Annotated in this window: 9 protein-coding genes; 3 read left to right on the top strand and 6 right to left on the bottom strand. The window is 37.0% G+C overall.

The features are described 5' to 3' along the window. Nucleotides 1–355 precede the first annotated feature (355 nt). From MSHOH_RS07295 to MSHOH_RS07285, 3 genes are all read left to right on the top strand, one after another. Nucleotides 356–3,922, top strand: a complete 3,567-nt coding sequence (locus tag MSHOH_RS07295; RefSeq protein WP_162197614.1) for a tetratricopeptide repeat protein — start codon at nt 356–358, stop codon at nt 3,920–3,922. Nucleotides 3,923–4,117: 195 nt separating this feature from the next. After that, entirely contained in the window at nt 4,118–4,372 is a 255-nt protein-coding gene (locus MSHOH_RS07290) for a hypothetical protein (RefSeq protein WP_158024076.1), read from the top strand. A 129-nt stretch (nt 4,373–4,501) separates the two neighbouring features. Further along, nucleotides 4,502–9,094 (top strand): tetratricopeptide repeat protein, encoded by a 4,593-nt coding sequence (locus tag MSHOH_RS07285; RefSeq protein WP_048138534.1) that lies wholly within the window; start codon nt 4,502–4,504, stop codon nt 9,092–9,094. Between the two features lie 533 nt (nt 9,095–9,627). Here MSHOH_RS07285 and MSHOH_RS07280 read toward each other — a convergent pair. The 6 genes from MSHOH_RS07280 to MSHOH_RS23550 form a co-directional block, all read right to left on the bottom strand. Beyond that, on the bottom strand, nt 9,628–10,116 hold the full coding sequence (locus tag MSHOH_RS07280; protein ID WP_048138533.1) for a hypothetical protein: 489 nt from the start codon (nt 10,114–10,116) through the stop codon (nt 9,628–9,630). Continuing rightward, a complete protein-coding gene (locus MSHOH_RS07275; RefSeq protein ID WP_048138530.1) occupies nt 10,098–10,307 on the bottom strand; it encodes a hypothetical protein in 210 nt (69 codons plus the stop codon). Before MSHOH_RS07275 ends, MSHOH_RS07280 begins: the two co-directional genes overlap by 19 nt. 236 nt (nt 10,308–10,543) lie before the next feature. Beyond that, nucleotides 10,544–10,987 (bottom strand): hypothetical protein, encoded by a 444-nt coding sequence (locus MSHOH_RS07270; RefSeq protein ID WP_048138528.1) that lies wholly within the window; start codon nt 10,985–10,987, stop codon nt 10,544–10,546. A gap of 31 nt (nt 10,988–11,018) precedes the next feature. After that, nucleotides 11,019–11,303 carry a hypothetical protein gene (locus tag MSHOH_RS07265; RefSeq protein ID WP_048138526.1) on the bottom strand — a complete coding sequence of 95 codons (285 nt, stop codon included), beginning with the start codon at nt 11,301–11,303 and terminating at the stop codon, nt 11,019–11,021. Nucleotides 11,304–11,421: 118 nt separating this feature from the next. Further along, nucleotides 11,422–14,502 (bottom strand): phage/plasmid primase, P4 family, encoded by a 3,081-nt coding sequence (locus MSHOH_RS07260; protein ID WP_048138523.1) that lies wholly within the window; start codon nt 14,500–14,502, stop codon nt 11,422–11,424. Then, nucleotides 14,503–14,673: a hypothetical protein gene (locus MSHOH_RS23550; protein WP_158024075.1), complete on the bottom strand. Its 171-nt coding sequence runs from the start codon at nt 14,671–14,673 to the stop codon at nt 14,503–14,505. Nucleotides 14,674–14,775 lie beyond the last annotated feature (102 nt).

Genomic DNA, 14,775 nt, shown 5'->3' with positions numbered 1-14,775 from the left:
GTTAAGTACCTCCAATGTAGCATCTGTGGCTTATTCATTGTTGAGGCTTTCTTATGTTTACCCTCATTAATCAGCTACAAGGCTTTATTGAAGTGAATTAATGATTAATCTCTGGAATCTATGGACTTATATAGAGAGTGAATTAAGCATAGATTAATAAATTTTACGTTTTTTACGCTTAGAATGTAACTTTACTTTGTCGCATTTTCTTTTTTTTCAATATAGACCAGGCTATAGGCTTCGAGTCTTATTTTCATCCCTAATTTTTCGTAAAAATTAATTTCCTTTTATATTTTAATTCAGGCAAGAAACAATAACTATAAATTTGATAATTTCAGACTTTTTTTCTAAAAAGGTGATTGTTCTGGACTATTATTCTCTTGATCTGCAGATAACAAAAGAACCTGAAGGTTCACATAATCTATATAGGGCTTCAATTTTGGAAAATGGAGATACTAAAGTTACTCAGAGTTTTGAACTCAAACGTGATCTTAAACTTATTCAAATGCTGGATCAACTTGAGAAGAAAGCTATAGTTCCAAGACCTCAGCCTCAAGAGATAACTCATATAGAATTTGGAAAAATGTTGTACAATACTGTATTTTCGGGAGAACTGAGAAATTATTTCAATAAACATTTTAATGAAGCACAAGAGAAAAATTATGGACTTAGGGTTTCTATACAATTAAATGATGATGTTCCTGAAATTGCAGCTCTACCATGGGAATTTTTACACGATGGAGAAGACTTTTTAGTTACCAGAAGAAGTATTTTGCTCTCAAGGCTTCCGGCAGGGGTAAAGAAAACCGAATCTAAGCCTCTGGATTCCATTCTCCGAATGCTGGTAGTAATTTCAAGCCCGGATGATCCCGGAATTTCACCCTTAAACACCGAAAAAGAGCAGGAAATTATTCTTGAAGCCCTAGACAAACTTCAGAAAGACCAGAAAATCAAGGTCGATTTTACAGAAGACGCCACTTTTGAAAACATCCAAGGCTATCTCAACGAGCAAGATTATCACATAGTACATTTCACAGGACATGGAATAAGTATAAACGACAAAGGACACCTTGTATTTGAAACCGAAGACCGAAAAGCCAAGCTTATAGACAACAAAACCCTTGCAGATCTTTTTTCAGACATAGGCATAAGGCTTGTTGTGCTCAGTTCCTGTGAATCAGCTAAAGGTTCGAACAAAGAAGCTTTCGGTGACTTAGCCAGTATGCTATCAAAAAATAGAATACCAGCTGTAGTAGCTATGCAATATTCCGTACTTGATGATGTCGCCACAAAGTTTGCGTACAATTTTTACAAAACAATTGTAAGTGGGAAACCTGTTGATCTTGCTTTAAGAGAAGCAAGGATCGCGATGAGGAACTTGGATAAGAGCAACGGATTTGACTTTGCAACTCCGGTACTATATTTATCAGACCACAATTGCGTTCATGTAGGGGACTTAAAACCGGATCCTTCTGAATTTGTTTTCAAGCCGAATATGATGCTGGATTTGCAGGTTATGGAAAAAGGCTTTGTTGCCAGAAGAAAAGAACTCAGGCTTCTTGAAAAAGGCTTCAAATCCGAAATAAAACGGGCAGCAATCATCCACGGCTTCGGTGGTATTGGAAAAACCGTACTCGCAACTCGACTTGCGTTGAAAATGGGTTATTACTTCGAGGGTACCTTAGGGATAAAATGCACCTCTACAACAAGACCCGAAGATGTCCTGAATAAATTCAACAGCTTTTTGCTGATGAAGGGAAGACCTGAGCTGAACCAGATCACGAACCAGCAAATCCCACTTGAAGTTAAAACTGCTTTACTGGTTACGATATTGAATCAGATAAGGTTCCTTGTTATCTTCGACAACTTTGAAGATTGTCTGAATGAAGACAGGAACGATATTGAAAACCACGAACTTAAAACATTCATCCAGTATCTCCTTAACAACACAACCAGAAACTCAAAATTTATTATTACAACCCGCTATGACTTTGATCCCCTTGAAGGCAGGCTAGCCTCAGGAATCGAACATATTTCCCTTCCTGAACTCTATTTTCCTCAGACAATGTGGCTAATGAATAATTTTACGGAACTGACATATCTGGGAATAAGAAAGAAAAAGGAAATATACGATGCCATAGGAGGGCATCCCTGGACAATAGGCCAATTCGCAGTGCTTGCCTCCAGTCAGGGAGTGGACGATTTACTGCTGGACCTTCAACTCCTAAAAAAAGAGCTTATCGAGTTCACCCTGCTGGACAAGTCATATTCCAAACTGGATCAAAGAGCAAGAAAACTGCTCCAGTGCGCCTCAATCTACGAAGAATCCATTCCAATCGAGGCATTATCCTGGATTATAGGAGATGAAAAAGATGAAAGTTCTTCTGTAGGAGAACCTCTTAAGAAACTCCTTCAATGGGGTCTCATCTCAAAAGAACTGGATAACGGCAAGAATGTTTACTTTGAGCACACCATTGTAAAAGATTTTGCACGGAAGAAACTCGAAGAAGATGGACTGGACAAAAAAGAACTTCTCATCAGAGCTGCCAGATACTATGAGAATCTGTTTTTTCAAATTCGAAACATCTGGGATTACCTGAAGGCGCGAGATTACTACTTCCTGGCAGAAGAGTGGGAAAGTGCAAATGCAATTGTAGAAAATACAGTAAATTATCTGATCCGCGGGGGATATATCGTACTTGCAATGAGCCTGTTAAACGATTCTATCGATACGACATCAGGTGATACAAAATTAAATGTCGAGTATACCCTTGCGACAATTTATCATCGCATTGGAGATTTAAGTACAGCATTGGAATTATATAATAACCTCAAATATAAATTTAAGAAAAGGGAGAATAACAAAGGGGTTGCTGCAGTTCTTCATGCGCTTGGCGTGATTTATCAGGATCAGGGAAACTACGAAGAGGCATTTAAATTATACAAACAGTCCCTGAAAATTGACGAGGAGCTGGGAGACAAAAGCGGAATTGCATGTACATTGCGCCAGCTTGGTATGATTTATCAGGATCAGGGGAACTACGAAGAAGCAGTTAAAATGTATAATCAAGCCCTAAAAATTGACGAGGAGCTGGGAGACAAAAGCGGAATTGCAAGTACATTGCACCAGCTTGGTGTGATTTATCAGGATCAGGGGAACTACGAAGAAGCAGTTAAAATGTATAACCAAACCCTAAAAATTAATGAAGAGTTAGGAGACAAAAGCGGAATTGCATATACATTGCATGAGCTTGGTGTGATTTATCAGAATCAGGGCAACTACGAAGAAGCAGTGGAAAAATATAACCTGGCCCTAAAAATTAAAGAGGAGCTAGGGGACAAAAGGGGAACTACACAAACACTGCACGGGCTTGGAAATATTCATTTTCTTCAAGGCAACTATGAAGAAGCAGCGGAAAAATATAACCTAGCCCTAAAAATTAATGAAGAGTTAGGAGACAAAAGCGAAACTGCACAAATACTCCATCAGATAGGAATGACTCATGAGTACCAGGGAAACTACAAAGAAGCGATGAAAAAGTATAACCAGTCTCTAAAAATCGCAGAAGAGTTAGGGCAAAAAAAAGAAATCGCAGGTACGCTGCACCAGCTTGGAATGATTCATTATCGTCAGGGAAACTATGACGAAGCAGTAAGAAAGTATAATCTGTCTCTGGAAAAATTTAATGAGCTAGGGAACAAAAGTGGGATTGCAATTGCACTGCTTAGTATAGGAATAATAGATGTAGAAAAGGAAGAATATTATAGTGCTCTCAAGAATTATCTCAATTCTTATTCAATCTTCAAGCAACTGAATTCACCAAAGAAGGAAATTGTTGTAGGATACCTTTCCAAGTTACGAGATAAAATAGGAAAAGAAGAATTTTATGTGTATTTGAGGCTGCTGAAAGATGATTTCTGAATTCATCAAATGCCCTTTTTGTTGGTACAAATATTACTCAGATACAGAAAAAAATTGTTGAAGACGGTGAAACGGTTGTAGTGCGCTTAGATTTTCCTAGTATTAATAAGATTTCAGGCAAAGAGCTCCTAAAAGTCAGTATATAGACATTGCCTTCCCCAATTGTAAGAAATAATTCGAGTGGGAAGTAAAGGTGTGACTGAAAGGAAAATTGAAGGCGAGGGTGGTGAGGAAGAAATTCCTTTTGTTCCCGCCGAACCCGATCCTTTCTGGGAGAGGAACGCTGAAAAGCTTGTTGGAGAATCTATTTCGGCTGTAAAGGATACGGCAAAACAATTTGTTGTTGCTACGGGGCTGCTTCAAGAGATTTATTTTCACTCTATTGCATTTTCCGAGATAAGAAGGGCAGAGGGTTATTCAGTTTTCATTTTTTTCTTCTTTCCCCTGTGACCAGATTGTCAGCTTAAAATTTTTATCTATACCTTGTTTTTCATAGAAAACAATTTCCTTTTATATTTTAATTCGGGCAAGAAACAATAACTATAAATTTGATAATTTCAGACGTTTTTTTCTGAAAAGGTGATTATTCTGGACTATTATTCTCTTGATCTGCAGATTACAAAAGAACCTGAAGGTTCACATAATCTATATAGGGCTTCAATTTTGGAAAACGGAGATACTAAAGTTACTCAGAGTTTTGAACTCAGACATGATCTTAAACTTATTCAAATGCTGGATCAACTTGAGAAGAAAGCTATAGTTCCAAGACCTCAGCCTGAGGAGATAACTCATATAGAATTTGGAAAAATGTTGTACAATACTGTATTTTCGGGAGAACTGGGAGATTATTTCGACAAACGTTCCAGAGAATCACAGGATGAAAATTGTGGGCTCAGGATTTCCATGAGATTCGGTGAAGATGTTCCTGATATTGCAGCATTACCATGGGAATATCTCCACGACGAAGATGACTTTTTAATCACAAAGAGAAGGTTTTTGCTCTCAAGGCTTCCGGTTGGGATAAAGAAGACAGAATCTAAGCCTCTGGATTCCATTCTCCGAATGCTTGTAGTAATCTCAAGTCCAGATGATACCAAGATTACTCCCCTGAACATTGAAAAAGAACAGAAAATCATTCTAGAAGCTGTGGACAAGCTCCAAAGAGACCATAAGATAAGAGTGGATTTTACAGAAGACGCGACTGTTGAAACCATCCAGAATTACTTGAATGAGCGAAACTATCACATAGTGCATTTCACTGGACACGGGACTAACATTGATGGAAAAGGATATCTTATACTCGAGACCGAAGACAGGAAAGCAAAGCTTGAAGACAATATTACTCTTGCTGAGCTCTTTTCAGACATGGGTATAAGGCTTGTAGTTCTTAGTTCTTGTGAATCGGCCAAAGGCTCAAATAAAGAAGCTTTTGATGATGTAGCCAGTATGCTTTCCAAAAAGGGAATTCCTGCTGTCGTGGCAATGCAATATTCAGTACTTGATGATATAGCAATAAAATTTGCATCTGTTTTTTATAAGACAATTGCAAGCGGAAAAACTGTAGACCTTGCTTTAAAAGAAGCCCGGATTGAAATAAATATCTCGGAAAAGAGTAATGGCTTTGATTTTGGAACGCCGGTGCTGTACCTATCAGATTATAATTGTATACAAGTGAAAGACTCTAAACCAGAGCCCACAGAATTTGCAATAAAACCTAAGTTATTGTTAGATATACCTAGGATGAACAAGGGTTTTGTTGCCAGAAGAAAAGAGCTTCATATTCTTGAAAAATGTTTTAAGTCCGATTTAAAAAGAGCTGCAATTATTCATGGCTTTGGCGGTATAGGGAAAACTGCTTTTGCAACCAGATTTGAGCAAAAGATGGGTGAGTACTTTGACGGAACTTTTGGAATGAAATGTACTTCGAGTACCAGACCCGAAGATATTCTTACTAAGGTAAACGACTTTCTTATAATGAACGGAAGGTATGAGCTTAGCCAGATTATCAATCAGCAGGTATCTTTTGAGGTTAAAAGCTCTGTACTAGTAGGTATACTTAACCATTTTCGTTTCTTAATAATATTCGACAGTTTTGAAGACTGCTTGAGCGAGGACAGGAATGAAATTCAAAACCCTGAACTTAAAGCATTCATTCTGTACCTCCTGAACAACACCATCAGCAATACAAAAGTCATCATAACATCTCGTTATGATTTCGATCCTATGGAAAGCAAGCTGTCTGAAAGCATTGAACATATTTCTCTTTCCGAACTCCATTTCCCTCAGACTAACTGGCTGATGAATAATTATAATGAACTTGCAACTCTTGATCTCCAGAAAAAGAAGCAGCTCTATGATGTAATAGGTGGAAACCCCTGGGCAGTTGGACAGTTTGCAAGGCTTGCTTCTGTTCAAGGTGTAGATGACTTACTACTGGACCTACAATCTCTGAAAAAGGAATTAATTGAGTTTACTCTACTGGAGAAATCTTTTTCGAAACTGGATTCAGATACTAAAAAACTTTTTCTTTACGCTTCAGTTTATGAAGAAGCAGTCACTGTTGAAGCTTTATCGTGGATTATAGGAGATGAAATTGATGAAAGTCCTTTTGTTGGAGAACTACTGCAGAAACTAATCCAACGGGGTTTATTTTCAAAGGAAGAAGTGTATAATCGAAAAGTTTATACTGAACATACAATTGTTAGAGATTTCGCTCAGAATAAGCTGAAAGAAGAAACATTGGATAAAAAGAAGTTACTTCTTAGAGCCGCCAAATATTACGAAAATCTTGCAGATCAAAATAAAAACATATGGGATATTCTGAGAGCGCGAGATTACTATTTTCAAGCAGAGGAATGGGAATGTGCCTCTCATATTGTATTAACAATTGTAGATGCTCTAATCCGTTGGGGTTACATTGAACTATCAATGAGTCTCTTGAATGAATCCATTAAAACAGTTTCTGATGAAGAAAAAATGGTCGCTGAAGTTTCCCTTGCTATGATTTTTGATCGTCTCGGAGATGTGAAAACAGCATATAAAATATATAACCAAGCAAAAAATACATGTGAAGAGTCAGGAAACAAAGGAGGAGTTTCGCTATTATTGAATCATATCGGAATAGTCCATGAGCATAGAGGAGAATATGAAGAAGCGATGAATATATATAACCAAGTTCTTGAAATTCAAAAAGATATAGGAAGCAAGGATATAATTGTAGGAGCACTTTACCAGCTTGGAAGCGTTCATTATCATCAGGGAAATTACGAAGAAGCCATGAAAAAGTATAACCAAGCTCTGGAAATATTTGAGGAACTTGGAGATAAGGGTGGAATTTCAGAAGTATTTCATTCATTTGGGATGATTTATCAGGATCAAGGAAATTATGAAGAAGCAGAAAAGTACTATTACCAATCTCTCGAAATTTCAGAAATGATGAGAAATAAATACGGAATTTCAATAACAATGCTCCAAATTGGAAATTTAAATTATTCACAGGGGAAATATGAAGAAGCAGCAAAAATGTATAAACAATCCCTGAAATTAAAAAAAGAAATAGGAGACAGAAGAGGAATTTCAAAAATATTATACCAGCTTGGAAGGATCCACTACAAAGAAGGTAACTACAGAGAAGCAGTAAGTATGTATGAAGATTCTCTAAAAATATATCCGGAAGTTGAAAACAAAATAGAAATCATGGAATTATTAGATCGTCTCGGTGAAGCGAATTTTAAACAAAATAACTATGAAGGGGCTATAGACAGTTATAGTAAATCCTTAGAAATTAAAAAGGAACTAAAAAACATAAGTGATATTGCAACGACGCTTGATAGGCTTGGAAATATTCATTTTCTACATGGAAATTATGAAGAAGCAGGGAGAATTTATATCCAGTGTCTGGATAAATTTGAAGAGCTGGGAAACAAAAAAGAAATCGCTGATACATTACACCAACTTGGAAATATTCACTACATTCTAGGTGATTTGCAGGAATCAGTAAAAAATTATAACCAAGCCCTAAAAATGTTTGAAGAACTAGAGGACAAAAGTGGAATTGCAGTAACATCAGACCAGCTTGGATCTATTCATCAGGACCAGGGAGATTATGAAGGAGCGATTAAAAACTATAGCCAATTTCTAAAAAGTGCAGAGGAACTGGGGAATAAATACTTAATTGGGTCAGCATTTTACAAGCTTGCGAATATCTACTATCTTCAGAATGAATATGCAAAAGCAATCAAAAAGTATAACGAGTCTCTGGAAATTGCAGAAGAAGTGGGGAACAGACACGGAATTGCAGTAGCAATGTGCCAGCTTGGATTGATTGATCAGCATTGTGGAAACTATAAAGAAGCATTTGAAAAGTTAAAACATTCTCTACAAATATTTAAAGAATTAGGGGACAAAAGTAAGATTTCACAAATACTGTACGCGCTTGGAAAAATTCATTATCTCCAGGGAAACTATGAATATGCAGTGAAATTATGTAACCAATCTCTGGAAATTAAAGAAGAACTAGGAGACAAAAGTGAAATCGAACAGATATTTTTCATACTTGGAATTATTCATGAAGAGAAGGAAAACTATGGAGAAGCAGCGAAAAATTTAAATGAAGCCCTGAAATATTTTGAAGATCTTGGGGATAAAAATGGAGCTGCGAAAACATTACACGTGCTTGGAATGATTGATCAGGATCAACGCAACTATGAAGAAGCAGTGAAAAAGTTTAACCAAGCACTGAAAATTCAAGAGGAGTTGGGAGATAAAGGGGAAATTGCAGCAATTCTGCACGCGATTGGAATGATTCATCAGAATCAGAGCAACTATGAAGAAGCGATGAAAAAGTTTAACCAAGCACTGGTAATGTTTGAAGAATTGGGGAACAAAAGCGGAATTGCATCAACATTAGGGCAGATAGGGAGAATATACGAAAAGAGAGAAGAATATAAACTTGCCATTCAAGCTTCTTCCACTGCGTTTGAAATATTTGAGAAGTTAGGATCTCCATATATAGAGATGGCAAGAAAAGATATTGAAAGATTAGAAGGAAAAATGGAGGAAAAAAGGGAAGAAAAAATTGGGCTGAGGGCTGAGAGGAAAACAGCGGAAATGAGGGAGGAGAAAAATAGAAAATGGTGGAAAATATTTAGAAATTTTTTAAATCAAGGGTAAAAGACGACTCCTCAATATGCTTTACCTTGAACTTCCTTATTGATTTGTTGAAATAATCGCTGAGTCCTTTAGAAAGCACTCTGTTGTAGAACATTTTCTCAAATTCAATGTTTGGCTCTTCTCTCCCTTACTTCCCATGATTATATTTTCTCGTTCTGTCTCTTTGATTCCTCTGGACTTTCAGTAACTGCCCTTTCTATACTTTTAAGCACCTGATGAAGTCTCAAATCTTGTCTGAGTTCGAAATCACTGCTTGCTACAACATCCCCATCCTCCAGAATTGAGGCATGATAGGATAAGAAGGAAATTCAGGGATCGGGTAATCTGAAAATAGAGAGGAGAATACTCCAAAAAACCACCAACCACTATTTGAACATAATAAATTTAAAGCAGATATTATAAATTAAGTATAATAAAACATATCTGAAAAATTAATAGAGGCTGCTATAAATCCGATAATATCTATAAAAGGCTAAGTTTGTTTAATAAAGATAAAGCTTGGAACTTAAAATACAAAATTAAAGGATATCAACTCACGATGTCCCAATAGGGACAATATCCAAGTAATGCAAAACAGCAATAGCTAGTGCCAAAAAACTGAGAACCAAGAACCCACCTGAAATCTGGATATACGTGTACTTAGTGTTTACCATTTCCTCGAATTTTTCCTTTGAGTCACTGGTAGAATTTATGTTAATCATGTATCTATTCCTGAGAAGAACCATCACTGCAAAAATAAGGCTCAAAAACCATAGAATAAGAGGAGCCATGTATATTAAGGTCGAGTATCCCCCTGTACCTTTGATATCAGAAAATGTGATTGCGTGAAAATAGATCCCCTGAAGTAGCCCTGTGACGACAACAAACTGTTTTGCCGTATCTTCCACAACCGAAATAGATTCCCCTACTATCTTTTCAGCATTCTTCTTCCAGAAAGAATTGGGCTCGGTAGGAATAAAAGGAATATCTTCCTCATCACCTGTGCTCTCAACCTCTTCCTCAGTCACGTTTTCACTTTCCATTCAAATTCTTTCTTACAATTGGGGCAGATAAGGTCTAAATTCAGGCTTTTGGTAGTTTTTCGGCTTAATAGCTTTTTAATATCAGAAAATCCGAGGCGTACTGCAACAGTTTCCCCGTCTTCAATAACTTTTTTTACATCTGTGCGGTACTTGTACCCGCAGCGAGGACATTTAACAAGTTCAGGGGTCATTTATTCACCAGTCTTTAAATTTCAGCATCAAATTCTTCTTATGTATTTGTACCGATCATATTTCTCTTTGCTAGGTTAGCATTGACATCAATACTTAAATTCTTCTGACATAAAAGTATAGAGATTTTATTCTGAAATCGTCAACTGCGTAGCAGTATACAACCGAAAATACAAAAACTATGCTAAAGATTTATTAAAAAATGGTTTTTACAGAGTAGACTGACAATAATAAAACCTCATCTACCTGCGTCTTGCATTATTTGAAATAATTCTTTCTCTGCGTTAACAACTTCAGGAGTTCTATCTTTGTTTAATAACGCATTCATTTTATCAAATGCTTTTTTGTAATTCTCAACCTCTACCGGGCAATCGAAAAGATAATTAATTTTTATTTGTGGATCATCCAAATTTTTTGCGTTCCATGCAGCCCTTAACAAATTATGACGTACTTTCATGACTTCAGCATCACAGATTAAGCCCCTGCGTTCGCGTTCAAGTAGTTCGGATTCAGATATTCCATTATCTATTAACCGCTGCCTAGATCTTGCCTGTGCCATCTCAAGCTCTTTAGAGCATCGCAAGAACTCAGGAGTGGGCAATAAATTTTCGCTTGATCTATTTGGTGGTATTATGGCTTTCCTGAGCTCTTGTACTTCCCTTCTCATCTGTTGCAATCTCATATTTTAAGCCCCTAAAGCGAGCTCTTTTAATTCATGCTTTACTTTTAGATTGACATTTCAAAGCTTCTTTGAGCTCTTCGATTTCGTTTTTGATTTCGTCTAGTTCAGTATCCTTTAGAATTGTATTTTGGACCTGAAGAGCTTGGAGGTATACCCTAATATACGCAAGTTTTGTACCATCTCCTTCCTGAGGCCTGAAACGTTTAGCTTTTAGTCTATCCTGCAGCTGTCCGATTAATTCAGAATTAGCATTTAACAGTGAATCCCTAGAGGAGAAATTTAGAGGAACTAGTGGGCTATTGTTATCGGTTTTCATATTTTCTCTTTATATACAAGTGGTTCTTATATGACATAACATTTTATTTATAAGTTGATAAGGTTCACGGCGTTAACACATAGAGAAGAAATTGTACTATAAAGGAAGAGGAAAGTAATTACTCCCACCCCCATTTACTGAGCCTTTCGGCTTCATCTAGTAAAGTCTGATTTCCTAACACCTGTTTATATCCCGGATATCTTCTATTGAACTCATCCAATAAACTCGGTATATTATCAACTGAATGATTATGACTACTACTCACCAATTTTTTTAAATCAGCTCTGAAAGACGTGATATATTCTAGGTTTTTCATACTGTATTCTTCATTTTGTTGCTCAGAAATTAGCTTTTTTTGCGTCAGGACAGGCTCGTCTATGTGTATATCCTGTGAGCCTGTCCTAACTCTCTTGTTATCGAAAAAATGCATTTTAGGACAAGCATAAAGGTTATTTGTTAGTGAGTTTTCTATTTTTTTCTCATTTTTACCTTTTATGTTCGCATCTTCAGTGTAATAAACACAAGAATGACAGTAGGGTTTATTTACCAGACAAGTTTGAGGAAGGGGTAAAGCCTGTCCATCCTGTCCTAATTGCATTTTTTCAGCATCAGTCGCCAATAAATATTTAGGACAGGCTTCTATGTCTTTTTTCCAATTAAGCCTGTCCTGTGCCTCTTTAATGATTTCTATATTGCACCAATGGGTAATTTTTTTCCTACAGTTTTTCCCCGGCTCGTTGTCTCTGTAATTTTCATAACCTAACTTTTTAAGTTCTTTCCCAAATTGATTAAAAGGCGTTACCCTTTTATCGTTGACTTCAGCCCATAGCACGTAAGTGCTGTAAAGGATTATAGCATCTATATCTTCTTGGCTACCTTTCGTACACTCGTCCATAAAAGCAGCTATTGGATTACTATTAAACTCATATTCCCTTTGAGTATCTTCTACAGATTTATCGTTTGAGAATTTCCCATTTTCTTTAAGTCTTTTAAGTCCTTGAAGGGCAAGATTAAGAAAACCCGAAAGTTCTTCAGGATCTTTTAGCCTCGTAATTAGCGTTTTATCCTCCTTCCCACCTTCAAAATTATTAGGGAACCGAACTAAAACCCATCTGCGGTAATATGCCTTATCTTTCTTCCCTTCTGGCAGCACATTTGCTGAGAAAACGAGCTTAGCTGTATTGCGAAACTGAAAAGAGTCCTGATATTTATTCTCTCCGTCTATCAGATCTAGTCCGCTGGTCAACTTCTTGAAGACTTCCGATTTATGCATTTTGCTGTCAGGAATATCTCCACAAATATTAACCAGCTTTCCATATAGTTTTGCGGTCCTGTACTTATCGAACTCAAGTTTTTGCAGACTCTCCGCGGAGGTATTTTCTCCGCCAACAAGCGCCTCTAACAGTGCAAGAAACACGCTTTTACCGTTTGAGCCGACACCATAGAGCATGAACGCCTTTTGATGAGAGCAATCCGTAGTTAAACAATAGCCTGCAATCTCACACAACAAATCTATATCCGGCTCTGAAACTATATCATGTAAAAACTTGCTTATTTGAGGACATTCTGCATCTTTGTCATAGAAAACCGGAATTTGTCTAATCAATTTTATATCCGGTGTGTGGGGTTTAAGTTCCCACGTTTCAAGATTGAAAAGCCCGTTTTTCAGGTTAATATATTTGTCCTGGTTTTCTTCGATACTGTCACGTGTAATGTGAGTATAAGATCTTATATAGGCCAGCACCTCACTTACATATTTTGCCGTAGCTTTTGAAACATGAGTTAAAGGAAATCCAGGGTTAGCTTCATTCCAATATTTTACATAATATTCATTGTGTACGTTCCTGATTTTAGTATCTAAAACTGCTTCAGTGCCTTCGCTTTTGTAAACTCCGTCTTTGTAAAGGTATATTTGCCTATTGTCCCTCATTGAAAAAATATGATTATTCTTCAATATATGCTCTGCAACTACGTCAAAAGGAACGCTTATTTTTTCGGGTCTAACTTCACTGATTTTCTGTTTTCCTTTCTTTTCTTTTGTTGGCTGTCTTCCAGTCTCTATTCCCTCCTTCTTGCAGTCTTCCAGAACCTTGTTATAGATAGATACCGGGAGCTTCCAGCCATCGGTTATTTCTTCCTTTGTACATAGCTTCTGATTCAGTGCGCAGTAAATTAATGCTTTAGAGGGTATAGGATCGCTTTTTGGAATATATCCATGATCTTTAGCATATTTCCAGATAGTAAACTGAGTATATGGGTCTTCTATGTCTACTCCTGAACTTCCCCCACCATGTGGAAAGCCAGCCCTAGAACATGTAGAAACCCCAGAGGCTACCGCCAGATAAGTTATAGCATTATGGCTGACATTATGCCGCCAACAGTGCAAAACATCCCCGGAAATGCTGGCATTTTTACCCGTTTCAGAACCATGCAACTCAGCAAACATTTCAAAACGTTTCCCAGGTTGGTTGCTCCTTCCGGTAACATCATGTATATCCAGACCAAACAGAGCACTTTTATTTTTTTGCCCCTGCTCCCAGCTTTTAGACTGCCTTTGTTCTATTTTCCTTATATTAGCAACTACTTCAGTTGCTCTTCTTTCTTCTAGCGTTGCCTTGTATATTTCCGGTAACTCTTCATAAGTTATATTCGAGACATCAGACTTTAAACAGAGCCTGTACTTTCCAGCATGTATGCGGTCTTCCTCTGGAATCCTGTTAATTTCCTCTTCTGAACAAGGAACGAATGACCCCGAACATACAACATACTGCCAGTTTGCACGAACTTCTCCTGCTTTCTCTGTTGCTATGTTCTGTTTAGCACTGTTTTTAAATATTGCACCTTCCCCCTGTGCTGGTTCGTCATCAGTAAAATAAAAACAGTGCCTTCCAATTTGTTTTCTGGATTTTACTGTTAAGGTTGTTTTAGCTTCTCCTACTGCCTCCAGATTGTCTATATCAACTATGCAGAGGTTATCTTTATCCGTGCTTGCAATACCGATATTAAATCCCTTTTCCATTAGGCTGTAAGCTTCAGAAAACGTTTTTCTGTTATTCTTCCAGCTTATTCCAGGTAATGGGTCTTTTCCTTTTTTGACCAAAGGAAAATAAAAAGGCTGATAATCATGTTTGCCTTTTGTTAATAACTGATGGAACTTTTTAAACTCCTCTGGATCAGTATTTCCTGAAGAAAGGGACATTTATTTTCCCCTCTTGAATGTCTGAGGTTTGTGTTTTCTTGCCTGTTGTCTTTCTATTATTCTATGTCTGCAGGCTTTACAATGCTGTTCAAAAATGCTAGCATCGATGTACTGAGAAAGGTCAGGCTCTGGAGGAAGTATATCATCATCTTCCTCAAAGAAAGAGTTCATAAACTTTCTCCTCCCTCTAAAATTAAAGCAAAGGAAAACTCATAATTTCGTATAGTATTGAAATCAAAAGTTGTTGTTTTACTCAGAGTTTGACACCCCCGC

Source organism: Methanosarcina horonobensis HB-1 = JCM 15518, assembly GCF_000970285.1.
Taxonomy (GTDB): Archaea; Halobacteriota; Methanosarcinia; order Methanosarcinales; family Methanosarcinaceae; genus Methanosarcina; species Methanosarcina horonobensis.
This window is presented reverse-complemented; position numbering and strand designations above follow the sequence as displayed.